The organism is Latilactobacillus parasakei (assembly GCF_049674265.1).
GTDB lineage: Bacteria > Bacillota > Bacilli > Lactobacillales > Lactobacillaceae > Latilactobacillus > Latilactobacillus sakei.
In genome coordinates this window covers 550,620-574,075 of the sequence record NZ_CP186861.1, presented here as the reverse complement: position 1 = coordinate 574,075, position 23,456 = coordinate 550,620, and the positions used below count along the sequence as shown (strand labels likewise).

Genomic DNA, 23,456 nt, shown 5'->3' with positions numbered 1-23,456 from the left:
TAATAAAGGAGGAATTTACCATGAACATGACAGAATTGAATACCGCATTTAAAGCAGCCTACAACAAGGAACCTGAAGCAAGTTACTTTGCCCCTGGTCGGATCAACTTAATTGGTGAACATACAGATTATAACGGCGGACACGTTTTCCCAACAGCAATCACATTAGGGACATACGCAGTCGTTGCTAAACGTGAAGATCAAACAATCAATCTTTTATCAGGCAACTTCGAAGATGCTGGTGTCATTTCATTTGACCTTAGCGATTTATCATATCAAAAAGCACATAACTGGGCCAACTATCCTAAAGGCATGATTGTTTACTTACAAGAACAAGGTTATACAATCGATCATGGTTTGGATATTTATTTAAAAGGTAATATTCCCAATGGTGCTGGTTTATCATCATCAGCTTCAATCGAATTATTAATGGGTGTTATTTTAGAAGACCAATTTAACTTAGATATCGACCGTGTGGACCTTGTTAAAACAGGGATGATGGTTGAAAATAAATTTATCGGTGTTAACTCAGGTATCATGGATCAATTCGCAGTTGGGATGAGCAAGGCTAACCATGCCATTTTACTTGATACCAACACCTTGGATTATGATCTGGTCCCAATCGACTTACAAGACAACGTAATCATCATCATGAACACTAACAAACGTCGTGAATTAGCTGATTCTAAATATAACGAACGTCGTAGTGAATGTGAAAAAGCATTAGCGATTTTACAAACTAAGAATGATATCAACTCATTAGGTGATTTAGATAACGAAACATTTGATCTACAAACATACATGTTACAAGACGAAAACTTATTAAAACGCGCTCGTCATGCTGTATCTGAAAACCAACGGACAATGAAGGCTAGAGAAGCCCTCAAGAACAATGACCTTGAACGCTTCGGTAAGTTAGTGAACGCATCACACGTGTCATTACAATTTGATTATGAAGTCACCGGGATTGAATTAGATACATTAGTTCAATCAGCTTGGCAACAACCTGGCGTCTTAGGCGCTCGGATGACAGGTGCTGGCTTTGGCGGTTGTGCCATTGCGATTGTTGCAAAAGACCAAGTTGAAAACTTTGAAGAAAATGTTGCTAAAGCTTATACAGATAAAATTGGTTATGCCCCAAGCTTCTATGTCGCAGAAATCGCTGACGGTGCTAAGAAGTTAGGTTAATCATTAAATTAGGAGGGGTTTCAATATGTCAATTCTAGTATTAGGCGGTGCCGGGTATATCGGTTCCCATACAGTTGATCAATTAATTGAACGCGGTTATGACGTCGCAGTTGTCGATAATTTAGTTACGGGACACAAGGCAGCGATTAACGCCAATGCCCGTTTTTATAAGGGTGACGTACGCGATAAAGAATTTATGCGCAACGTTTTCCAACAAGAAGACGTTAGTGGTGTCATTCACTTTGCTGCCTTTTCAATCGTGCCAGAATCAATGCAATCACCATTAAAATATTTTGATAACAATACTTATGGGATGACGGCGTTACTTGAAGTGATGAACGAATTCGACGTTAAACGGATCGTCTTTTCATCAACGGCGGCGACTTATGGGGAACCTAAGGCAATTCCAATTAAGGAGTCCGACCCACAAGTGCCAACTAATCCTTACGGTGAAAGTAAGTTGATGATGGAAACGATGATGAAGTGGGCCGATAAAGCTTACGGCATCAAGTTTGTCGCCTTACGCTATTTCAACGTGGTTGGTGCCAAACCAGATGGTTCAATTGGTGAAGATCACCACCCAGAAACGCACTTGTTACCAATCGTGTTACAAGTCGCTGCTGGCAAACGTGATCAATTATCAATCTTTGGTGACGATTACGATACGCCAGATGGCACAAACGTCCGCGATTACGTACACGTATTAGATTTAGCGGATGCGCACATCTTGGCCTTTGAATATCTCAAAGATGGCCATGATAGCAACGCCTTTAACTTAGGCTCATCAACAGGCTTTTCAAATATGGAAATTGTCGAAGCTGCTCGTAAAGTGACTGGCAAGGCAATTCCTGTGACAATGGCCCCTCGTCGTGCCGGTGATCCAAGTACATTGATTGCCGCAAGTGAAAAAGCGCGTGAAACGCTTGGTTGGACCCCTAAATATGACAATATGGAAGCAATTATTGAAACCGCATGGAATTGGCACTTAAACCATCCTAATGGTTATGCAGATCGGTAGAGGAAAGAATATGCAAGCAAGAGAATTGATTCAAAAGTTTATTACAAAAGTCAGCACTTTTCCAGAAACAACTTATACGGCTGAAGATGAACAATATTTATTTAACGTTGTCCTCGACTTAGTTGGCGAAGGTGATGAGACACCAGTTGTTGCACAAGAGACAACAACTTTGATTGACTTGAAAGAAGCGTTGGTCCAATTGGCAGTTGACCATCAGCGTATTCAAGATTTAGCGGCTGAACGCGATATTTTGGGCGCTAAGTTGATGGATTTGGTGACACCATTGCCAAGTGCCGTTAACAAGCGTTTTTGGACGTTATACGAAAAGGACCCCGAAAAGGCGTTGGCTTATTTCTACGAATTAAGCCAAGCCAACGATTATATCAAGGTCGCCGCAATCGCGAAGAATATCGCTTATGATGTCTCCACTAAATATGGCGATTTAGAAATTACGATTAACCTTTCAAAACCTGAAAAAGATCCTAAACAAATTGCGTTAGCTAAAACAATGAAGCAAACGGGTTATCCTAAATGCCAACTTTGTTTAGAAAATGAAGGGTATGCGGGTCGGTTGGATTTCCCAGCGCGGCGTAATCATCGCATTGTGCGCTTTGATTTAGAACAACAAACATGGGGCTTCCAATATTCGCCATATGCTTATTTCAATGAACATTCAATCTTCTTGGATGGCAAACACGAACCAATGGTGATTGATCAAACCACGTTTAAAAACCTACTACAAATTGTTAAACAGTTCCCTGGCTACTTTGCCGGGAGTAATGCTGATTTGCCTATCGTAGGGGGCTCAATTTTAACGCATGAACATTATCAAGGTGGCCGGCATGATTTTCCAATGGCCAAAGCACCAATCAGCACACCACTTCAATTTGCGGGTTATGATGATATTCAAGCCGGAATTGTTGAATGGCCAATGTCGGTTATTCGCTTGACGGGTAGTGATGCTAAGCGCATTGAAACACTTGCTGCTGACATTTTGACTAAGTGGCAACACTACAGTGATCCAGAAGTCCAAGTCTTAGCGCAAGAAGCAGACGGGACACCGCATCACACCATTACACCGATTGCGAGAATGCGTGGGGATCAATATGAAATTGATTTGGTCTTACGTGACAATCAAACATCGCCAGAACATCCAGATGGTATTTATCATCCACACGCAGATGTTCAACATATTAAAAAAGAAAATATTGGTTTAATCGAAGTCATGGGCTTAGCGATTCTACCACCACGTTTGAAGTCTGAAATGGCAGAAGTTGAAAAATACCTCTGTGATCAACCAAATGAAATGGCCGCTTATCACAAAACATGGGCCGACCAAATCAAGGCTGATCATTCAGCAATCACACCAGCCAATGTTACAACATTGGTTCAAAATGAAGTCGGTAAAGTCTTCATGCGTGTTTTAGAAGATGCGGGTGTCTTCAAGCGCGATGCAAAAGGACAAGCAGCATTTATCAAATTTACAGAGCGTGTCAACAATGCCTAAAAAGTGTTGCTGACAACCTGTTAAAAATCAATTGGAGGTCAAGTCATGAAATATTGGCGTCAGGAATTTGGGACGATTAATGGTCAGACTGTTTGGCAACATTGGTTAGAAAATAGTCAGGGCTATCAATTAGCAGTTATCGATTATGGGGCAACCATCACGAATTTAGTGATGCCCGATAAGGCGGGACAATTTAAAAATGTGGTGATCGGTTACGATAATTTAGCGGATTATCTCAAACAAGAAGCTTATTTTGGCGCGACTGTTGGCCGGGTAGCCGGTCGAATTGGTAAAGGGGTCTTCACATTAGACGGCCACGATTATCAATTGCCACTTAATAACGGCGAAAACACCAATCATGGTGGACCTAATAGTTTTGAATCTCAAGTTTGGCAAGCAAGCATTGAAGAACAAGCCGACGCAATTAGCGTTACTTTCAAACTAACCAGTCCCGACGGTGCCAATGGCTTCCCAGGGAACTTATCAGTTGCGACGACTTATACCTTGAATGAAAAGAATGAATGGTTGGTTGATTATCAAGCAACATCCGATCAAACAACGCTTTTCAACCCAACTTGTCACGTTTATTTGAACTTAACAGGGGATTTCGATCAATTAGTTGACGGGCACCAATTGCAAATCGACAGTGATCGTTTCGGCGAAATTCAACCAGATGGTCTACCAACCGGGCAACTATTGCCAGTTGATCAAACTGTTTTCGATTTACGGCAACCACGCGCAATTGCCGATGCTTTTGCCAGCCAAGAAACACAAAATAAATTGGTAAATGGCTACGATCACCCATTCTTATTAAATAAAAATGCTAATCGAAATGACGCGGTTTTAACCGAACCAACTAGTGGTCGCTCACTAACGATTAATACACAAGGCAATGCAATTGTCATCTATACTGCCAATGGTTTCGGGAGCGAACCAAACTTGACTGATAAAGCGATTCAACCACACGAAGCGGTCGCAATTGAAGCCCAAATGATGCCAGATGCAATTCATCATGCGGACTTTGGTAATGTTATTTTAAAGGCTAACGAACAGTACCATCGGCAAACATGTTACAAGTTAAATTAATCATAGTTTCTGATTGCATGCGGTTACAAAATCACGTATAATAAACTTGTTTAGAAGACCAATACGGTTGGCTAGATAATATAGTGTATTTTAAAGGAGTAACATCATGGAAAAAGGAACAGTAAAATGGTTTAACAATGAAAAAGGTTTTGGTTTTATCTCAGTTGAAGGCCAAGACGATATATTCGTACATTTCAGTGCTATCCAAGACGAAGGCTTCAAATCATTAGAAGAAGGCCAAGCCGTAGAATTCGACATCGTTGAAGGTACACGTGGTGCACAAGCTGCTAATGTTAAAAAACTATAATCTTAAAAAAGATTAATGATATTAAAAAAAGCCCTAAATCGACTAGATTTAGGGCTTTTTTTAGTATTTATAAGTTATAAAATGGTATAACGATTAAAATTAGATGATAAAAATTATTTGAAATATTATTGATTATATCTTCACAACTTAGATGCAGAAGTAAATAATTGACGGACGGCTATGCGCTTTTTAGGTTAACTTGGAAAGGATTAAGGAAGGATAAATAATTAAGCTATTTGTGAAATAGCACGGATAATGTCAACGATAAAAAAAGAGACGGAAAGTTAATGCCGTGTATTTCTTTCCTTTATTAAAATATACATAACGGGCTTGTTTAAAGTCTAACGAAAGCGGTAAACTGATATATGAAATGCTGCTAACTATTAATAAGGTAAAAATAATAACGTTATTTAATTAGTGGATATTTGATTTGTAGGAGTGTGGCAGTGTGAAGAAGTTATGGATAACCTTATTATTTGGTTTGGGGATAGTTATTTCATTAACAAGAACTAGTTTGATAAGGGCAGAGGTAAGACAAGAATTAACTAAAGAATCAGTTTCGTTGAGTACAACTAGTAATATTGAGAAGAAGATTTCTAATAGCACAAGTGGCGTGGAGTCAGTTGATAAAGTCAAAAAATCTAAATTAAAAACAAATGAATCGAGTATTCGTGATTCAGAGTTAATCCCCATTGATGATGGTATTGATAATTGGGAACCAGTGGCACAAACAGAAGTGGGATCACTTTCAGTTGGTGTGAATCAAAGTTTGAAGTATACCTTTGCTAATTCAGATGGTTCTGTTCACCAACGAATTGGTGGTAAATTAGTTGATTACATGGCACCTAAGTATAATATTTATATAGACGACAATGGTAAAGTAATTGGCGCATTTATGAATCATCAAGGTGGCCTACGTTCGTCATACGACTACTCATTGATTATTAATAAAAGTGTCTCAACTCTCCCTATCTTGAAGGATACTTCGTTATCATTTAATATGATAGATTACAAGTTTTATAGAGGGTATGATCAAACCGGTCAAAAAGTATTGAAAGCAGTCGGAACGACAACCGTTTCGAACTGGCAAGTTCCGGAACAGCATTATCAAGTAGAATTTGTTCTCAGACCGATGATTGGTCGTGCGGTTATACAACAAGAAATGTATATCATTAATTCTGATAGTCAAGCACATGATGCGGCTGTTTTCTTTGCTAAGTATTTAGAATTAGATGATAATCAGTATGTCCACCACTATGCACAAGGGAATAATGCAGGGCTGTATATGCAAGAAGAAAAATATAAATTGTTTATGAATATGAAAGTACCACATGGACCAGCCCACTATTCATTACCTGTTTACTCATTTAATTATGGCGAGGATGGCGAGGGGCTCTCTACCTATGGCTATAATGGCTATACTGGACTATCAATCGATAGTGTGGGTCTTGAATCTAAGCATTTAGCAGAGGGCACTAAGTTGACGCCTAATGGTGGTGCTGGTGTCGGATTGGGTGGGTATAGTAATAAATGGCAGTGGGAGAACTTTCAACCGGGAGTGGTTAAACATTATCGAACTGATATCGGTATGACGCCTGCTAGCGTGGTTGTACCAGATGCAACATTAGATTATCAGAATAATACTAGCAAGGACGGTAAAAATTATGTTGGTAACCAATTAACCTTAACTTTAGCGGCTCATAATCTAGGTTTTAAGAGTACATGGAAAGATGTAACGATTACGCATACGGTACCGGGTGACCTTGATATCGACACCAGTGATATTCAAATTGAATTAAACGATGGGACAAAAGTAAAACCAGCAGAAACAAGTTATGACGAAAAGACACGTCTTTTAACGATTAAATTACCCAATGATTTAACAGATGGTCAATGGGGAAAGTTAATATACAATGCAACTATTAATCGCTCTGCTTCTGGTTCAGTTATTAAGCCTAGTTTTGTGGCACAAGGGGACAATCATGAAGCAACTGCAGCAGAGGATATCCCTGTTGAGTTGTCACCAGTAATGTTGGATAAAACGGTGCGAACAACTGCTAATCCCAACGCAGTTTATAAGAATTCTATTGAGACTTATCCTAAGGCCATTTTAGACTATAAAATTGAACTTAAACTTGATGATAAAAGCGCGACATTGACGAGTGGGACACTAAAAGACACATTACCTACGGGGTTAACCTTGGTCCCCAATTCAGCAAAAATTCAATATAGTTCGGATGATGCACCTGAATCAATAACAGATGTAAGTACAATTCAGTTAAAATCAATGATGCCTGGACAGACAACTATACTCACGTATCAAGCTCAGGTAAATGAAGGACTTCCCGAAGACACTGTTATCAAAAATAAAGTTGAATTCTCAGGAAAAACAGCAAATGGTGATTTAGATGCATTGACGTCAGAAGCATCTGCTAAAATAGTTGCGCCTAAAGTTGGTAAAGTGATGTTTAAGTATATTGATCGACAAACTGGCGAACCAATTGGTGCGAAACAGGCAATTGCTTCGGGGACAATTGGTAAGCATGTCTCAGAATTAACGTCAGCCGATATAAGCGATGGACAAGATCCCAATAAGATTCGTCCGGCTTATATTGATGGATATACACCAGTTGATTTAACTGATGATGATGATTTAACAACAGCGACGTTTAGTCCGGCTAAGGACATTGATCCAGAAATCCAAGCTGGCGAAATAACCTATACTATTCGCTACGAAAAACAACGGCTGGCAATTACGGCATTACCGATAAAGATGGATTTTGGAATGTTAAGTGATACCCAAAATGAGCGAACCTTTTATTTACCGGCACCAACGGCGATACCGCGTTCAGGCTATCAAAAAAATCCATATCATATTGAAATCTCAGATTATTGGGGGATTACGAACTGGTCTTTAGATGTCAAGCAACAACACCAATTTGAAGGACAATATATTTCACGTGACAAACAAGCGCAAGCTAAGTCTGAAACAGCTCAAAAAGTTATTTTAAATGGTGCTAGATTATAGTTTAATAATGCTAAATTAACGACTGTTCATGCTAATGGTCAGACTGGCGAAGAAAGTAAAATTGATGCACTAGACCATTTTAATTTGGATCCTAACGGTACACCACAGCGTTTAATAGTACAAAATAAGCGTGGCCACTTCTTAGAAAATTCAAGTGATAATCAAGGTAATTTAACTTACGATCATCCAGGGTATTCTGTATATCGTTATCAATTTGGCGATGAGCAGTCTGCTGATTATAGTATTGGCTTACACGTACCGGCGACAACTAAACGTTATGCTACGCATTATAATACTAAGCTACAATGGAATTTAACTGTAGCACCTTAATAATTAGATTGACATTAGCGTGAAAATCGATTAACGTATAATCATAGTTAAATATCAATGACCGCGTAATGAGTAGAGACTAAGCCACTATATCAGAGAGCTGGGATTGCTGGAAACCAGTATATGCTTAGAATCGAATTACAATACGCTAAGTGGTCAGACGTGTGATTGACGTACCAATCAATGAGTGATGCTAGGCAACTAGCATAATTCGGGTGGTACCGCGAACTTAAATTTTAAGTCGTCCCTATAATCTTCTCACGAGGATTATGGGGACTTTTTTTATTATATTAGGAGGGTTTCAAATGCAAAAGAATATTATTGATGAATTAACATGGCGCGACGCGATTAACCAACAAACAGATGCCGACGGGTTACGCGAATTAACTGAAAAGAAGAGTATCTCATTATACTGTGGGGTTGATCCTACTGGCGATAGTATGCATATTGGGCATTTAATTCCCTTCATGATGATGAAGCGTTTCCAATTGGCTGGTCATCACCCATATATCGTTATCGGTGGGGGAACAGGTTCAATCGGTGATCCAAGTGGTCGTAAATCAGAACGTCAACTCCAAACAATGGAAATGGTTCAACACAACGTTGAAGCTTTATCTGGCCAAATGAAACGTTTATTCGGCGAAGATGCCAACGTTTCAATGGTTAACAACTACGACTGGTTATCAAAAATTTCATTGTTAGATTTCTTACGTGATTACGGTAAGTTATTCAACATCAACACAATGTTGGCTAAAGACGTGGTTGCTAGTCGTTTAGACGTCGGGATTTCATTTACTGAATTCACATACCAAATCTTACAATCAGTCGATTTCATGCACCTTTACAAAGCACACGATGTGCAACTACAAATCGGTGGTGCTGATCAATGGGGTAATATTACTTCAGGGATTGATATGATTCATAAAATTGAAGGTAGCGAAACAGAAGTTTACGGCTTAACAATTCCATTGATGCTCAAGGCTGACGGGACGAAGTTTGGTAAGACAGCTGGCGGTGCCATCTGGCTAGATCCTGAAAAGACAACACCATACGAATTCTACCAATTCTGGTTAAACCAAGATGACCGCGATGTTGTTAAATACTTGAAATACTTCACTTTCTTAGATGAAGCTGAAATTAACGAACTCGCTAAAACAGTTGAAACAGCCCCTGAAAAACGTGAAGCACAACGTCGTTTAGCTGAAGAAGTGACACGTTTTGTTCACGGCCAAGCTGAGTTAGAAGGTGCTCAAAAGATTACGGAAGTGCTTTTCTCAGGTGATATCAAAGCCTTAGATGTTAAAGAAGCAGAACAAGCTTTCCAAAAAGCACCAACAGTTGAAATCACAGCTGAAAAGAAAAACATCGTTGATTTCTTAGTGGACGCTGAGATTGAATCATCAAAACGGCAAGCACGTGAAGATGTGCAAAACGGTGCCATCACAATTAACGGTGACCGTCTCCGCGAAACAACATTTGAAATTGACCCAAGCGAAAACTTCGAAGGTAAATTTGTCATTGTCCGTCGCGGTAAAAAGAAGTATTTCTTGGCAAGAGTAAAATAGAAGTGCGTTTGAAACGGTTTGACTCTGAGCATTAACATAATTTGGCGAATTAGTGATGAAATCGCTGATTTGACAAATGTCGTTAAGCACAGGAGTCAGTTTCAAAAAGCACGTTAAATAAAGTGAGTGCTGACTCGAGTTGGTTAGGCTTCGAGGATTAACGGTAAAATGGGTATTATGGCGGTTTTTGCCATAATACCCATTTTGCGGTTAACCGGAAAAGGCTACTCGAGAAGCACGTTAAAAATCACCCCCAACCCTCTTTTCGAGCGTTCAGGGGTGATTTTTTATATTTAATTTTCTGAAAGAAGGGTATACTTATTATTAAATAAATTGAAAAGAAAGAAAGTGACTTACAGATGGCGTTAAGTTATGCAGATAATCCGCAGGTTCAAAAGAATCGCTGGTGGATATTAACGGCGGTGGGGCTTTTTACCTTCATGGCCACCCTTGATGGGAGTATCGTCAATATTGCGTTACCTGTCATGAGTCGGGATTTGAAAATTCCGATGAATCAATCAGAATGGATCGTCTCGATTTATCTGATTATGATTTGTGCACTACTGCTATTATTTGGTAAAGTTGGCGATGCCTTCGGGAAAGTTAAAGTTTTCAAGATTGGGACTTTTCTTTTCGTATTAGGCTCATTGCTATGTGGTTTTAACGGTGGCCTACCATTGTTACTCGGTGCGCGGGTCGTTCAAGCGCTAGGAGCTTCAATGACAATGAGTAATAATAATGGGATTATCACCGAAGTTTTCCCATTAAAAGAACGGGGCCGAGCATTAGGATTAACTGGCTCATTTGTGGCTTTAGGCAGTATCGCGGGTCCCGGGATTGGTGGTTTGATCCTCGCACACTTTAGTTGGGGCTATATTTTCTGGATTAACGTACCAATCGGTATTTTAACGATTATTTTTGGGCATTTTATTTTACCAAAAGATATTATTAAAACGCATGAAAAAATTGATTATGCCGGATTTGTCAGTTTTGCGGCCTTGATTGTCAGCTTGTTCCTTGGCATTTTTATCGGCCAACAAATTGGCTTTACATCACCAATCATTTTAACGGCTTTTGTGGTAGCCTTGATCAGTGCTGGGATTTTTGTTTGGATCGAACAACATGTTGAACAGCCCTTATTATCATTTAGATTATTCAAGAATGTTGATTTTAGCTTAAGTTTATTATGTGCGTTCTTAATTTTTATCGTTAATTTCTTTTTCAATGTCATTTCACCATTCTATTTTGAAAATGCATTGGGCTTAGCGCCTAATTTAGCAGGTTATAGCTTAATGATTTTTCCAATTGTGCAAGTGGTTGTGGCACCGATTGCTGGTAGTATTTCAGATAAAATTGGCCCAGAGCTATTAACTTTTGTCGGTTTGATTTTAATCTCAATTAGCCAAGTCGGTTATATGTTGATGAATTTACAAACGCCAATTTGGTTATTCATGTTCTTTGTTGGTTTAGTCGGACTGGGCAATGGGATTTTCCAAGCACCCAATAACACGATTGTCATGAGTTCAGTAGGGGTTCAAGACTTAGGGGTCGCCGGTGGGATTAATGCCTTAGCGCGTAACTTAGGGATGGTCTTTGGGATTTCGCTATCGACAACGGTCTTGTATGCCGCAATGAGTCGTAATTACGGCCAGAAAGTAACGGGATATATTCCAGGTCACGCGGATGTCTTCATTGCGGGGATGCATGATGCTTTCATGGTGGCCTTGGTCATTTGTTTGATTGCGACAGCCTTAACGGGATGGCGAATGCTGAAACATCGTCATTAAAATAAAAGCCATCAATTCTTTTAGGAATTGATGGCTTTTTCGTTTGCTGAAATTTGGCGGCTCTTAATCAAATACTGTGCGAGCGTTATGATAATTAGGACGTTACTGAACTGAAAATGATAACGCTGGAGTGGCAATCCGACAAGAAGCACTAATAAGAGGATTAAGTAGCCTTTTTGCCGTACGGTTTGGGCAGGTTTGCGATTGATGAAAACCCCTATCATTAGGGCGAATTTGAAAAAGAGTGTGATGAAGTAAAATAGGTTAAATGCTGGTCCTGATTGTGTGCTAAGTTCTAAGTAGTTACTTAGGATTAAACCCCATAAATTAATGATTAAGTAAAGATGGCGTTTGGAAAAGGGGGTTGGCTTGAAGGTCATTTCTATTATAAATAATCGTGTGAAAAGCCAGATGCCCCAAATACCGATTAGGATTTGGCTAAGATAAACAAATATTAATATGAAAGTAATTTGAGGATTAAAAAAAGACGCTACTGCTGTTATACCAGCACTTAAGTTGGCGAACAAAGCAATTAGGGTGAGCGTGATATCAGGTAATCCAAGTATCAATAGACTTGCTAAAGCGAGTGACGTGTTAATTTGACATTTTATCTGATAAATTAAAATGGCTAATAATAAACATAATAGTACGGCTGTCATATTTGCTACCAATATGCCTTTTGTCCCCATAATACTTACGATTGAATAAGACCATTCAAAGAAAGGAAATCCCCAAAATAGATTTTCGTTACCGGTTAGATTAATCAGATTGGTGTATAGTTCGCTAGTCAGCCGAATGACACTCATACTGATCTGGCCTAGAAGAACGATCAATAAAAACCAATGACTGACTCGGGGATGACCAATAATTTTCCGATTTTTCTTTTTAAACATCTACAAGAACCCTACTTTCCAACATAAAAACTGATTATAACATAAAAAAAGCACTCAGATGAGTGCTTAGGTTGAGGAGGAGGGGGGATGGTTTGGCCTTTTTATGATTAATAGAGGAATATTAGCGATCATTGCCGCCTAAATTTGTTGTTCTCTTAGTAAATAAGAGCAAGCTTTTTATTTTCCACTAAATGGGTGCTATTTTTGTAATTTTGTATCTATTGTACATCGGATCGTTTAGATTGGCTGTTGCAATGATTGCGGATGTTGTGTAATCACGTGAAATACCAACTGTTATGACACCATAGCCAAATGATTCTTTAGGCTTGATTTTATTATCTGCAATAAAAGTAAAACCATCTTTGGATAATTCTTTGTAAGAAGGGTGGCCTAAATTTTGTGTTGTTTCAATAAGCAAGTAATTTTTGAGTTTCTTTTTAGAATTTATTTGTTCATTAATCTGGTTTGAGACCACAAAGAAAGTGTTGTTTTTGTATTTAAGCCAATAAGCTTTTGTATCTTGGTAATCGTATTTAGTGGATTCGACGTTCTTATGTACTTGCTTCTGTATAGCGCTGTGGTTGGTTTTAGTAGCGAATTTATGATTTTGCTGGCAAGCTGTAAGCGTCACGGCGGATATTAATGTAACTGCCATGATTAGAATTCTTTTAGGCTTCATATAACCATATCCTTTGATAGATAATCAATATTTTTGCGTAGTCAGTATAACATAATGTTGCTCATAAATCTCCGACAAGGTAAGCTTCCAAATAGATTTACGATATAAAAAAAGCACTCAGATGAGTGCTTTTAGTTTACGTTCTTAGGACCCGCGTTATTCGTTGTTTGGCCTTGTGTGTAGGCTAATAAATGATCACGTAAGTCATTTTCCATGTGGTTCAATTCTTTTTCAGCCATTTGCCGTTTTTCGTGACCTTCTTGTTGAATCTTCAAGGTTTCTTGAAGGGTTTCGACTAAGTCGTTTTGGGTCTTTTGAAGGGTCTCGATATCAACGACGCCACGTTCGTTTTCCTTAGCAGTTTCAATTGATGACATCTTCAACATCGCACTATTTTTCTTCAAGAGATCGTTAGTTGTTTCGGAAACTTGGCGTTGTGCAGTGACCGCATCTTTTTGACGGAGGAGGGTCAAGGCGATTGCGACTTGATTCTTCCAAAGCGGAATAGCGGTGTTAATTGAGGCTTGAATCTTTTCAGCAAGCGCTTGGTTCGTATTTTGAATTAAGCGAATTTGTGGCGCTTGTTGGAGCGTAATTTGACGGGCTAACTCTAAATCATAAGTCCGCTTTTCAAGCCGGTTCTTAAATTGATTGAGATCATTGACCTCTTGCACAGCCATTTGATTGTTGTCATTTTCGGCTTTCGCCATGGCAGCCGGAATCTCAGTTTGATCGAGCGCTTGCATCTTGAGTTGACCAGCGGCGATGTAGATATTAAGCGCGTCAAAGTAAGCTTTATTTTTAGCGTATAGACCTTCCAATGTTTCGTTGTCGCGCATTAAACCGTCTTTTTCTTTTTCCAGTTTGATTGCAATCCCGTCGATTTGAGCACCAATCTTTTGATACTTAGCAGTGACTTCGTAAACTGATTTTTTAATCTTACCAAACATCCGCTTGAAAACGTTGCTGTCTTCAGCCCGTAATTCGTCTGGGTTAGCTTCGTTTAGACGATACATCAATGAGGTTAATGCGTCGCCGATTTCACCAGTTTCTTGGCTTTGAACCTGATTCAACATTGTTTGCGAAAAAGCACCTAGTTTCTTTTGAGCCTGGGCGCCGTAATTGAGAACTGCTTGTTGATCGTTAACGTCTAATTGTTCAGCCAATTGTTGGGCTTGTTGTTGTTGTTCAGGTGAGAGTTGGTTTAGTAATTCTTCACCTGATTTTTTTGCAACCGTTTCTTCAGTAACGGTAGGGGCCGCTTGATCAAATGGGTCTTTTAATAAATCACTCATTAAATCATCTTGTTTTTCGGTAACGTCTGTCATTAGTTTTCCTCCTTGTGATCAGGGGTTGTTTGTTGTTTTGCAACTGAGATTTCAGTGTCGAGATCATCTAAATCATCGGCCACAAAAGTCGCATAGTCTTGCTTAATTTGTTGGCTCAAAGCATCGATTGCTTCGGCAGATTTATCCAAAACAGCGTAGGTATCAGCCGTTTTAACTTCATGATGACTAATCTCGATGAATTTACGTGTTAGTTCATTAATTGAAGGTAAGTGACGGTAGAGAAAATCGCTGGCTAAGTGCAAGCGTTTGGGTTCCTTGACGATCGCTTGGAACATGGCTTGACTGACACGCGTTGTTTCTTGGTTTAAATCAATTGCCTTTAATTTAGGAAGAGCTTGCATGTTAGTTGCCAAAGCTTGAACTTCAATTTCGGCTTGGTGCATTGTTTCTCTGAAGAAATCAATCTCATCATCACTCATGCCGGCATCTTGATAGTGTTTCAGCATTTTATCTGAAATTTTGTGATTTGTTTTGTATTGGGGTTGTTGCTTAAGGCGTTTAAAACTGATTAGCATGTAGATCGCAGCGAGTAAGACACCTAGACCGACCCACAAGAAGTTATCCCAATCGCCATAGAAATCAAAAAGAGTTGCGAACGTTGGAATTGAAACTGCCATAATTAGAAAGCCAATACACCATATTTTTATTTTTTTAAACATCATTGTCAGCTCCTAAATTTATATTGATGAGTTCATTTTAACAGTAATTTCATCAAAAAGGTATCAGCCTAAGGATGGATATTTAATCCCAACCAAATAATGAACTTTTACGTACTGATAGCGGACAATTTCAAAAGCGCGTATAATGATTGACAAGAATGCAAACTTAATTAAAGGTGGCTAATTTTAAATGTCTTATGAGGAAAAGGTATTATCTGAAGAAACACTTTTTAAAGGGCATGTCATTGATCTAGCGGTTCAACAAGTTGCCTTGCCAGATGGTCAAACCGCCAGCCGCGAAATTGTCTATCACCATGGTGCGGTTGGGATTATTCCAATCACAGCTGATGGTGAGTTATTATTGGTACGACAATGGCGCGCACCAATGCAACGTGAAACGCTTGAAATTCCAGCGGGAAAAATTGATCTAGGTGAAATGGATTTGGCAAAAGTTGCTTTACGAGAATTAAATGAAGAAACAGGCTTAACGACGGATAATTTGCAAGAAATTGCTGAATTCTTTACATCGCCAGGATTTTCTAATGAAAAAATGACGCTCTTTTATACGACGGCTTTAACACCGGTTGCTAATAAACGCCCGTTAGATGATGATGAGTTTTTGAATGTTGAACGTTTAACATTTGCACAAGCGCAAGCAGCCGTTAAGAGTGGGCTCATTTGTGATGCCAAAACGATTATGGCGCTATACTACTGGCAATTACAGAGCAAATAGGAGGGCTGACAATGGCTAATGAACCGAGTACGCGTGAAGCTTACCGCCAACAAAAAGAGGCGGAAGAAGCGGCTTTTAAACAACGCGATCAAGAACGGTTAAGAACCGAACGGGAATATGCCCGACAAAAGCAAAAGGCGGCTTTCAAGGCTGTGACCGATGACGCTCCGGAAAAGAAGCGTCGGCGTGAGAAAAAAGAAGATCTCCCAGCAGTTAAACGATTGAAGACTCGTTTGAACTGGGCGATTGGGATTACATTTGGATTAATTATAATCGTTTACTTGATCTTATTTTTCATATAAACTAGTAAAGTCGATTATTTTTAGGAAACGGAGAATATTAATATGAAAATTAGTGTCGTTTGTGCCATGGAAGAAGAAATTCGGACATTGTTAACGAAGTTAGAAGATGTTCAAGAACATACGGTGGCAGGCAATACCTTCTATAAAGGACATTTGTACGGTCATGAAGTAACATTAGTTGAATCAGGGATTGGTAAAGTGCAAGCTGGGATGACAACGGCGATTTTATTAGCCGAAGAAAAACCAGATGTTGTTATCAATACAGGTTCAGCTGGTGGGATTGGCGAAGGCTTACACATCGGTGACGTTGTGATTTCAAGTCAAGTCGCATATCATGATGCTGAAGCAACGGCCTTTGGTTATTTACCAGGACAATTACCCCAACAACCCCAACGTTTTGAAGGGGATGCTAACACAGTTAAACAAATTGAAGCGGCTGCCAAAGCAGTTGACTTACAACCACGTGTTGGTTTAATCGTCACGGGTGACCAATTTATCGCCAGCCAAGATAAAATCAAAGCGATTAAAGAAATCTATCCAGAAGCCCTCTCTTGTGAAATGGAAGGCGCAGCGATTGGCCAAGTGGCAACCCAATTTGGGATTCCATTCGTTGTTATCCGTGCTATGAGTGATGTTGGTGATGAGGATGCCGGTGTAACGTTTGACGAATTCATCGTAGAAGCAGGCCAAAAATCAGCAGCAATGCTCCTCAACTTCTTGAAGAATATTAAATAAGAATGAGTGCTTTTCAAGCTGATTAGCTTTTGAGCATTAGCACAGGAATATAGGTTGAAAAGCACATTAATCAGGAGTTTCTATGGAAAAATTTTGTCAAAGTTGTGGCATGCCACTTTCACCAGCCAACCAAGGTCGTGAACAAGATGGCATCAAGTCAACGCAGTATTGCCAACTTTGTTACATTGATGGTCAATGGACAGAACCGACAATTACTTTTGATCAGATGTTAGCTAAAGGTATCGCGGGTCTTCGTGCTGACCAAACAACCGGTCAATTAAAAAAATGGTTCTTAATTAAAAGCTATCCGATGATGCTCAAAAAAATGAGACGATGGCAATAAGTGACTAAGTAAGTCTAGCTTTGATGCTAGGCTTATTTTTTTGGACAAAATGGCAATTTCTGTTAAACTAACGTCAATATCATAACTGGATGCGGAGGGTTACCAATGACATCAGAGGTTGAGCAATATTGGCAAACGTTTATTAAAGAACAAAATTTATCACCTGAACGGCAACCAGCAGAAATTTATTCATTTGGAAATACAGTGCAAATGGCTAATGAATTAGCGGTACTAGTCATTAGTGGTCAAAAAACGGCAACTACTTCGGCCATTGACTTGTATGAACCTAATGAGCATGTACCTCAGGCTGGTGATTATAATATTATATTAGATGGACAAGGGAAACCCGCTGCGATTACTAAAACAATGAGCTGTAAAATTATTGCTTATAATAAGGTATCGGCTGATCATGCTTATTTAGAAGGTGAGGGTGATCGAACACTTGATTATTGGCGAGCGGTTCATGAACCTTTTTTTACGGCTGAATATGCCGAGTTAAACCGAACATTTGAGCCAACGATTCCTTGTTTATGTGAACAATTTATGGTGGTTAAGTCTTAGAGGAGTGTGAGGAAAATGATTCCCAAACGATTATCAAAAGGCGATGAAATTCGGGTCATCGCACCTAGCAATAGTTTACAAAGTGTGGGCGGGTTTACCGCCAATCAAGCGGCGCACAAACGCCTAAACGATCTCGGTTATCAGGTAACATTTGGTCAAAATGTGATGGTGATGGACTGTCTTAATTCAAGTCCAATTGAGGCGCGGGTTGCTGATTTACATGCCGCTTTTTTAGATGATAACGTCAAAGCAATTTTAGCGGTGACTGGTGGTTATAATGCCAACGAATTATTGCCGTACCTCGATTTTGAGATGATTGCCAAACGCCCTAAGATTGTTTGCGGCTACTCTGATTTTACATCGTTGGGCAATGCGATTACCGCTAAGACCGGATTAGTGACCTACTACGGCCCATCTTATATCGCATTTAAATTAGCGGATCAACTCGGGGATTATCAAGTTCAAAATTGGCAAAAAGTGATGACTCAGGGCACGGATCCGGTTCGGTTGACTGCATCTGCCGAATGGTCAAGTGATGCATGGTACTTGCCGGATGCTAAGCGCGACTACCACGATAATCAATGGCAGACATATACCAAAGGCCGCGTAACGGGTGAGTTAGTGGGTGGTAACTTAAACACGCTCTATACCTTACAAGGAACGCCTTATCAACCAAATTATGATCGTAAGATTTTATTGCTCGAGTGTTCAGATGATTCTGATCGTTACGATTTTTCACGTAATCTAGCGGCACTCTTACAAAGTGTTCGACATCCGCAGGCACTGATTATCGGGCGGGTCCCGACTGATGTTAATTTGGATGAAGAAATGCTTTTATATATTTTAGCGAAATTTCCAATTTTAAAAACGATACCAGTACTCTATAATGTCAATGTTGGGCATACGCAACCGATTCTGACATTACCAATTGGCCAGACAATTACAGTGGATGCGACGGAGAAATGGGTCCAGATTTAAAATGATAGATAAAAAAGGTGGTGGTGAGATGTATTCGTATGGCGTGTTAATCATAATAGTATTGATGATATTTTTACCGGAGCGTTATCGAGATTATGTTTATCTTAAACTAGGCTATTATCGGTACTTAATCCTTTTAGGGCTATTTTTAGCTTTAATAGCGACGCTCGTTAGCAACGAATTCTTCGTTTTTATTCCGATGGCGATTATTTTATCCTGTTTGGTTGCTTTTTTAGATTTTAGAAGTTTTAAAAAGTTTATGAATCGAAATGAATAATGACTTTTGAGGCTGACATAAATTTATTTTTGTGTCAGCCTTTTTTAATAAAAAAACGCACCTTCATCAGAAGATACGTTTTTAGACTTATATTTTTAAATTATTATAACTGTTTTAGATCTGCCATTAGGGCTGGTTGCCGCTGAATTTCCGTTAGCGGTAAATCATTGGTAATTCGATGGTCCTCATTAAAAATAACAATTCGCTTAGCGATTTGTTGGACCTGTTCGTAGTTGTGACTGGCAAGCAGAATACTTTTACCAGCCTGGTTCAGCTGTTGTAGTAGTTGGACTAATAGTATTTGATGGGCTTTTGAAGTGAAACTTAATATATCTTTAAAGTAGCTCTATCTCAATGTTCCTTTGAGATAGAGCTACTTCTTTATATTGAACAATTTATTGATAATTCTATATTAACTATAATCATATAAAAATCATTTCGTAGTTATTAGATGTGATTTTATTTAGTAAGCACTATTTTGTGAAAAGCGTAGATAATATCAAAATTTCATAGTTTAACCTTTATGCGATTGACGCCGTTTGTTTTCGCAGGACCCTCTCTCGTAAATCTTCAAGCATTTGAGCATGATCATTAAATCCCAGTTCTTTAAATTGGTCAATTATTTTTTGGGGATTTGATTTGTGTCCGGCAGCTTGCTTTATTAATTCGAGATAATACGAGCACATCATTCTATCATAAGCCTTTCGTGGTGTCTTACCGGAAACTTTGTAAAGTTCTCGAATATAAAATTGTACATTAGCATAGTTACCACGTTCAAGCGTTAAAACAATACAATTATTTAAAAAAATGGAAATGTCATTTTGATAAGTATCAATTTGACTTAAAATTATTGTTCGTTTTAAAAGTGTTTTAAAAGTAGCTTGAATAAATTCATCATCAAAAATGTATAAGCAATTAGCAAAAATTGACATTTCAAAATGTCCCCATTGCGTTACATTTTTTAAGTAAACCCTTATTATTTCTTTGTCTTCTTCTACATCAAAGATTTCACTAGCGTGTTTTCGATTTAGAAAGAGCTTTAATTCGATTGATAAACAGCAGTAATAAAAATCTTTAGAATTGTTATATCTATTTTGATAATCAAGAATCCGCTCTTTGACCTCAAAATCGCGTTTTTTGATAACATTGTCATAAAAATATTTTGACGCCACTTCTTTCTCTGTACTAGTACTATTATTGAAGTAAAACAAATACTCCTGAATAGAGACATTCATACGTTCTAAATACGCAAATAGGATGCTAGTAGTAATATCTGTTTTATTATTTTCAAGTGAAGAAAGAGTGGTTCGGCTAGAAATACCTTCGGCTAATTGTGATTGCGTTAATCCACGTTCTTTACGTAATTTTCTAACAAGTTGTCCATGTGTCAAAATAATCCCACCTTTATGACGATATGCTTTACATTACCATACATTTTTGGAGGTTGTCTGTAAAATAATGGTATGGAATCAAATATGTAGTGTTATGGAAGGATGAGATAAATTGAACATGTTGAAGCTATTAACAAAAAAAGAATTCCACAATTTCTTTCTAGCAGATATTATTTCAGGATTCGGAGTCGGGTTGACCACTGTTGGCGCGAATTGGTATGTTCTACAATCAACGCAGTCAAACAAATTAGTTGGTATGTATTTAACCGTTAATGTATTGGCCGGATTTTTGATGGCACCGTTCGCAGGAACTCTAACCGATAGGTTCTCCCGAAAAAAAGTTATTCTTTGGACGTTCTGGGGAAGAACAGTTCCAATGATATTGATTGCAATAGTTATATCGTACCTTGGTTTCTCCATGTGGGCTATGTATGGACTAGCGATTCTAACGGGGACAGGTTGGATAACCTATATGGCTGCATCGAGAAGTTACGTCCAGGCTATTTTACCTAAAGATTTATTAGGCGCTGCCAACGCCTTCATTGAAGTTTCATTACAAGTTGGTATGTTTGCTGCTGGTGCAATATCAGGGATTGTTTTGAATTATACGGGATTTTTGACGATTCTAATTGTTAATATTGTTATGTTTTTGATAGCCTCTATACTTGTAGCTTCTATAAAAGTGGACGATCGAGTAGCTAGTCAAGGTGAAAATACATCCGGATTTTTAGCCGGTGTCCGATATATTGTTAAACACAAAGTAATTCTTAGTATGGGAATTATTTCAATCTTACCATTAATCGTTACACAACTATTTAATGTTTCTTCTCCTGATTATGTCCTAACTATCCTAAAGGCTAACAGCGTTGTATATGGGATAGCCGACATGGGTTATGGTATTGGTGGACTTATTGCTGGGTTGATCACCGGTATACTAATCAACAAATTTACCGAGAAAAACATCGTTGTATTCTTTTTTAGCTTTGCTTCTGCAGCATTGTTAAGTTTATATTTCACACACATTGTTTCACTAACCATTGCTTGTACCTTTATATTAGGTTTAAGTAATTCGTCCTTAAGAGTGGTAATCAATACGGTTTTAATGGAACGAGTCGAGAAACAGTACATGGGGAGAGTAACCTCAATTTGGAATGGTACCGCACAGTTAGTGGTTGTGTTTGCATCAACCTTTATGGGAATGGCAAATGACGAATTTGGGGCGAATGTTGGTTTCTTATGGATGGCAATTATTATGATAATTGGCGCCTTTTGGAGCTTATTCATGCTAAGTACTGCGAAAATGAAAGGAAAGTAATTATGAAAAAAAAAGTCATTATAGTAGAACCTAGTTTTTATGGGGTACCATTTGTCACTGCTGCGAAAGAAATGAATTGCAAGGTGATTTGCGTCGTAAGCGATATAGATAATCCCAATAAATATGGCTATGCTGGCCAGTTTGACGATTTAATTGTTGCAGATATTAGAAACAGCGCCAGTATCCTAGACGCAATACTTAATAGTAAGTATCGCGAATTTGATGCAATTATTCCTGGAACTGACTATGTAACGGCAGTGACTGCCAAAGTCGCTGAACAATTAAATATGTTTGGCAACTCTTACTTTGCGGCAAAATGTGCCCGCAATAAGGATTTAGCGCGAGAACAATACTTGAAAAAGGGAGTCCCTTCGGCTAAATTCGCAGTCGTAAAATCAATAGAGGAAGCACGGGCCGCTAGTAAAAGAATTGGTTATCCATTAATCCTTAAGCCAACAAATACCGCGAGCAGCATTGATGTGTTTTATATTGATAGTGATGATGAGCTTCAAAAAAGGTTTATCCAAATTTCAAAACTAAAACAAAGTTACATGGATTTCAAAGTACGAAACGAATTTATTTTGGAGGAGTTTTTGGTAGGCCCTGAATTCAGTGTCGAGTTATTTTTAAATAACGATAAGATTGAATTTGTTGAAGTGACTGAAAAGCATACAACTGAGCCACCGTATTTTGTTGAATTGATGCATGTTTTTCCTACCACTATTGATACTGAACATAAAGAAGAAATTATTGATACAGCATACAAAGCAGCACAAGCATTGGATTTTCATAACGGGCCAACTCATATTGAAGTTAAAATGACTTCAAATGGTTCCAGGGTGATTGAAGTCAATGGGAGACCTGGTGGGGATCATATTACTTCTGACTTAATTTTTGATGCGTACGGGATAAATATTTTTGCAAAGACAATCGAATTATATTTAAATCACGATGTGACTATTGCACCAACAAAGAATCAGGCAGCGGCGATTAGCTTTTTGTTTACTGAGCAAGATGGAAAGCTTAAATCGGTAGACGGACTACAAGTCATTCGAACCAGCCAGGGATTTAAAAAATTGGTAGTAGATTCTTTACCTGGTCAGATTGTTCGAGTTCCAACCAATTCTGATGACAGAATTGGTTATTTTATAATTAGTGGTGATGATGCCACACAATTAAAAAATGAAATTATTGAACTAAACAAAAAAATTAAAGTACACGTTGATTAGTCTAAAGGCTAATATATTATATAAAAGCCTAACAACTATTACCAAGCTGCGAGATGAAATAATATAAAATTTAGTATATTTCTAAATGGTTTTATCGAGATACTCATCTAAGATAAAGCCATTTTTATATTTAGTAATATACATAAAAAGTGTCATAATTATTGAATAAAAATATAGCATGATTATTGTGAATTAAA

General features: G+C 38.4%; 22 protein-coding genes. 17 read left to right on the top strand and 5 right to left on the bottom strand.

The window, feature by feature from the left end; genetic code table 11:
- The first annotated feature begins 20 nt into the window (after positions 1 to 20).
- The 9 genes from ACPBEH_RS02970 (at position 21) to ACPBEH_RS02930 (ending at position 11,815) form a co-directional block, all read left to right on the top strand.
- Positions 21 to 1,187, top strand: a complete 1,167-nt coding sequence (locus tag ACPBEH_RS02970) for a galactokinase (protein ID WP_016264959.1) — start codon at positions 21 to 23, stop codon at positions 1,185 to 1,187.
- Between the two features lie 25 nt (positions 1,188 to 1,212).
- The gene (gene galE, locus ACPBEH_RS02965) at positions 1,213 to 2,205 is read left to right on the top strand and encodes a UDP-glucose 4-epimerase GalE (protein WP_424349669.1); all 993 of its coding nucleotides are present in this window, start codon (positions 1,213 to 1,215) and stop codon (positions 2,203 to 2,205) included.
- Between the two features lie 10 nt (positions 2,206 to 2,215).
- Complete coding sequence (gene galT, locus ACPBEH_RS02960; protein WP_424349668.1) at positions 2,216 to 3,712, top strand: UDP-glucose--hexose-1-phosphate uridylyltransferase; 1,497 nt, start codon at positions 2,216 to 2,218, stop codon at positions 3,710 to 3,712.
- 45 nt (positions 3,713 to 3,757) lie between these two features.
- Complete coding sequence (locus tag ACPBEH_RS02955) at positions 3,758 to 4,798, top strand: aldose epimerase family protein (protein WP_424349667.1); 1,041 nt, start codon at positions 3,758 to 3,760, stop codon at positions 4,796 to 4,798.
- Positions 4,799 to 4,904: 106 nt separating this feature from the next.
- Entirely contained in the window at positions 4,905 to 5,105 is a 201-nt protein-coding gene (locus ACPBEH_RS02950; RefSeq protein ID WP_011374475.1) for a cold-shock protein, read from the top strand.
- A gap of 448 nt (positions 5,106 to 5,553) precedes the next feature.
- Positions 5,554 to 8,133 carry an isopeptide-forming domain-containing fimbrial protein gene (locus ACPBEH_RS02945; RefSeq protein ID WP_424349666.1) on the top strand — a complete coding sequence of 860 codons (2,580 nt, stop codon included), beginning with the start codon at positions 5,554 to 5,556 and terminating at the stop codon, positions 8,131 to 8,133.
- An 84-nt stretch (positions 8,134 to 8,217) separates the two neighbouring features.
- Positions 8,218 to 8,463, top strand: a complete 246-nt coding sequence (locus ACPBEH_RS02940; protein ID WP_424349665.1) for a WxL domain-containing protein — start codon at positions 8,218 to 8,220, stop codon at positions 8,461 to 8,463.
- Positions 8,464 to 8,768: 305 nt separating this feature from the next.
- On the top strand, positions 8,769 to 10,028 hold the full coding sequence (tyrS, locus tag ACPBEH_RS02935) for a tyrosine--tRNA ligase (RefSeq protein ID WP_424349664.1): 1,260 nt from the start codon (positions 8,769 to 8,771) through the stop codon (positions 10,026 to 10,028).
- A 359-nt stretch (positions 10,029 to 10,387) separates the two neighbouring features.
- Positions 10,388 to 11,815 (top strand): MFS transporter, encoded by a 1,428-nt coding sequence (locus tag ACPBEH_RS02930; protein WP_424349663.1) that lies wholly within the window; start codon positions 10,388 to 10,390, stop codon positions 11,813 to 11,815.
- A 20-nt stretch (positions 11,816 to 11,835) separates the two neighbouring features.
- On the opposite strand, the gene ACPBEH_RS02925 is transcribed toward ACPBEH_RS02930, so the two are convergent.
- The 4 genes from ACPBEH_RS02925 to ACPBEH_RS02910 all read right to left on the bottom strand — a co-directional run bounded on the left by ACPBEH_RS02925 (position 11,836) and on the right by ACPBEH_RS02910 (position 15,395).
- The gene (locus ACPBEH_RS02925; protein ID WP_424349662.1) at positions 11,836 to 12,708 is read right to left on the bottom strand and encodes a hypothetical protein; all 873 of its coding nucleotides are present in this window, start codon (positions 12,706 to 12,708) and stop codon (positions 11,836 to 11,838) included.
- A 187-nt stretch (positions 12,709 to 12,895) separates the two neighbouring features.
- The gene (locus ACPBEH_RS02920; protein ID WP_424349661.1) at positions 12,896 to 13,363 is read right to left on the bottom strand and encodes a hypothetical protein; all 468 of its coding nucleotides are present in this window, start codon (positions 13,361 to 13,363) and stop codon (positions 12,896 to 12,898) included.
- A gap of 155 nt (positions 13,364 to 13,518) precedes the next feature.
- A complete protein-coding gene (locus tag ACPBEH_RS02915) occupies positions 13,519 to 14,715 on the bottom strand; it encodes a toxic anion resistance protein (protein WP_424349660.1) in 1,197 nt (398 codons plus the stop codon).
- A complete protein-coding gene (locus tag ACPBEH_RS02910; RefSeq protein ID WP_061827303.1) occupies positions 14,715 to 15,395 on the bottom strand; it encodes a 5-bromo-4-chloroindolyl phosphate hydrolysis family protein in 681 nt (226 codons plus the stop codon). Before ACPBEH_RS02910 ends, ACPBEH_RS02915 begins: the two co-directional genes overlap by 1 nt.
- A gap of 190 nt (positions 15,396 to 15,585) precedes the next feature.
- Between ACPBEH_RS02910 and ACPBEH_RS02905 the strand changes: the two genes are divergently transcribed.
- The 6 genes from ACPBEH_RS02905 (at position 15,586) to ACPBEH_RS02880 (ending at position 19,047) form a co-directional block, all read left to right on the top strand.
- Positions 15,586 to 16,128 carry an NUDIX hydrolase gene (locus ACPBEH_RS02905; protein WP_424349659.1) on the top strand — a complete coding sequence of 181 codons (543 nt, stop codon included), beginning with the start codon at positions 15,586 to 15,588 and terminating at the stop codon, positions 16,126 to 16,128.
- A gap of 11 nt (positions 16,129 to 16,139) precedes the next feature.
- Positions 16,140 to 16,430 (top strand): hypothetical protein, encoded by a 291-nt coding sequence (locus ACPBEH_RS02900; protein ID WP_011374482.1) that lies wholly within the window; start codon positions 16,140 to 16,142, stop codon positions 16,428 to 16,430.
- A 42-nt stretch (positions 16,431 to 16,472) separates the two neighbouring features.
- Complete coding sequence (locus ACPBEH_RS02895; protein ID WP_112206371.1) at positions 16,473 to 17,165, top strand: 5'-methylthioadenosine/adenosylhomocysteine nucleosidase; 693 nt, start codon at positions 16,473 to 16,475, stop codon at positions 17,163 to 17,165.
- An 82-nt stretch (positions 17,166 to 17,247) separates the two neighbouring features.
- Positions 17,248 to 17,508 carry a zinc ribbon domain-containing protein gene (locus ACPBEH_RS02890; RefSeq protein ID WP_424349658.1) on the top strand — a complete coding sequence of 87 codons (261 nt, stop codon included), beginning with the start codon at positions 17,248 to 17,250 and terminating at the stop codon, positions 17,506 to 17,508.
- Between the two features lie 105 nt (positions 17,509 to 17,613).
- A complete protein-coding gene (locus ACPBEH_RS02885) occupies positions 17,614 to 18,069 on the top strand; it encodes an ASCH domain-containing protein (protein WP_061827299.1) in 456 nt (151 codons plus the stop codon).
- Positions 18,070 to 18,084: 15 nt separating this feature from the next.
- On the top strand, positions 18,085 to 19,047 hold the full coding sequence (locus tag ACPBEH_RS02880) for a S66 family peptidase (RefSeq protein ID WP_424349657.1): 963 nt from the start codon (positions 18,085 to 18,087) through the stop codon (positions 19,045 to 19,047).
- 798 nt (positions 19,048 to 19,845) lie between these two features.
- On the opposite strand, the gene ACPBEH_RS02875 is transcribed toward ACPBEH_RS02880, so the two are convergent.
- Positions 19,846 to 20,715: a helix-turn-helix domain-containing protein gene (locus tag ACPBEH_RS02875; protein WP_424349656.1), complete on the bottom strand. Its 870-nt coding sequence runs from the start codon at positions 20,713 to 20,715 to the stop codon at positions 19,846 to 19,848.
- A gap of 118 nt (positions 20,716 to 20,833) precedes the next feature.
- Between ACPBEH_RS02875 and ACPBEH_RS02870 the strand changes: the two genes are divergently transcribed.
- Together ACPBEH_RS02870 and ACPBEH_RS02865 are read left to right on the top strand one after the other, a co-directional pair.
- Positions 20,834 to 22,030: an MFS transporter gene (locus ACPBEH_RS02870; RefSeq protein ID WP_424349655.1), complete on the top strand. Its 1,197-nt coding sequence runs from the start codon at positions 20,834 to 20,836 to the stop codon at positions 22,028 to 22,030.
- A 2-nt stretch (positions 22,031 to 22,032) separates the two neighbouring features.
- Positions 22,033 to 23,259, top strand: coding sequence for an ATP-grasp domain-containing protein (locus ACPBEH_RS02865; protein WP_424349654.1), 1,227 nt, complete (start codon positions 22,033 to 22,035; stop codon positions 23,257 to 23,259).
- The last annotated feature ends 197 nt before the right edge of the window (positions 23,260 to 23,456 follow it).

Excerpts from the sequence above, each read along its gene's own strand:
- galT (WP_424349668.1), top strand. The coding sequence starts at position 2,216 with ATGCAAGCAAGAGAATTGATTCAAAAGTTTATTACAAAAGTCAGCACT.
- ACPBEH_RS02890 (WP_424349658.1), top strand. The coding sequence starts at position 17,248 with ATGGAAAAATTTTGTCAAAGTTGTGGCATGCCACTTTCACCAGCCAAC.
- ACPBEH_RS02895 (WP_112206371.1), top strand. The coding sequence starts at position 16,473 with ATGAAAATTAGTGTCGTTTGTGCCATGGAAGAAGAAATTCGGACATTG.
- ACPBEH_RS02905 (WP_424349659.1), top strand. The coding sequence starts at position 15,586 with ATGTCTTATGAGGAAAAGGTATTATCTGAAGAAACACTTTTTAAAGGG.
- ACPBEH_RS02915 (WP_424349660.1), bottom strand. The coding sequence starts at position 14,715 with ATGACAGACGTTACCGAAAAACAAGATGATTTAATGAGTGATTTATTA.
- galE (WP_424349669.1), top strand. The coding sequence starts at position 1,213 with ATGTCAATTCTAGTATTAGGCGGTGCCGGGTATATCGGTTCCCATACA.
- ACPBEH_RS02910 (WP_061827303.1), bottom strand. The coding sequence starts at position 15,395 with ATGTTTAAAAAAATAAAAATATGGTGTATTGGCTTTCTAATTATGGCA.
- ACPBEH_RS02880 (WP_424349657.1), top strand. The coding sequence starts at position 18,085 with ATGATTCCCAAACGATTATCAAAAGGCGATGAAATTCGGGTCATCGCA.
- ACPBEH_RS02870 (WP_424349655.1), top strand. The coding sequence starts at position 20,834 with ATGTTGAAGCTATTAACAAAAAAAGAATTCCACAATTTCTTTCTAGCA.
- ACPBEH_RS02955 (WP_424349667.1), top strand. The coding sequence starts at position 3,758 with ATGAAATATTGGCGTCAGGAATTTGGGACGATTAATGGTCAGACTGTT.
- ACPBEH_RS02920 (WP_424349661.1), bottom strand. The coding sequence starts at position 13,363 with ATGGCAGTTACATTAATATCCGCCGTGACGCTTACAGCTTGCCAGCAA.
- ACPBEH_RS02900 (WP_011374482.1), top strand. The coding sequence starts at position 16,140 with ATGGCTAATGAACCGAGTACGCGTGAAGCTTACCGCCAACAAAAAGAG.
- tyrS (WP_424349664.1), top strand. The coding sequence starts at position 8,769 with ATGCAAAAGAATATTATTGATGAATTAACATGGCGCGACGCGATTAAC.
- ACPBEH_RS02970 (WP_016264959.1), top strand. The coding sequence starts at position 21 with ATGAACATGACAGAATTGAATACCGCATTTAAAGCAGCCTACAACAAG.
- ACPBEH_RS02950 (WP_011374475.1), top strand. The coding sequence starts at position 4,905 with ATGGAAAAAGGAACAGTAAAATGGTTTAACAATGAAAAAGGTTTTGGT.
- ACPBEH_RS02930 (WP_424349663.1), top strand. The coding sequence starts at position 10,388 with ATGGCGTTAAGTTATGCAGATAATCCGCAGGTTCAAAAGAATCGCTGG.
- ACPBEH_RS02925 (WP_424349662.1), bottom strand. The coding sequence starts at position 12,708 with ATGTTTAAAAAGAAAAATCGGAAAATTATTGGTCATCCCCGAGTCAGT.
- ACPBEH_RS02865 (WP_424349654.1), top strand. The coding sequence starts at position 22,033 with ATGAAAAAAAAAGTCATTATAGTAGAACCTAGTTTTTATGGGGTACCA.
- ACPBEH_RS02885 (WP_061827299.1), top strand. The coding sequence starts at position 17,614 with ATGACATCAGAGGTTGAGCAATATTGGCAAACGTTTATTAAAGAACAA.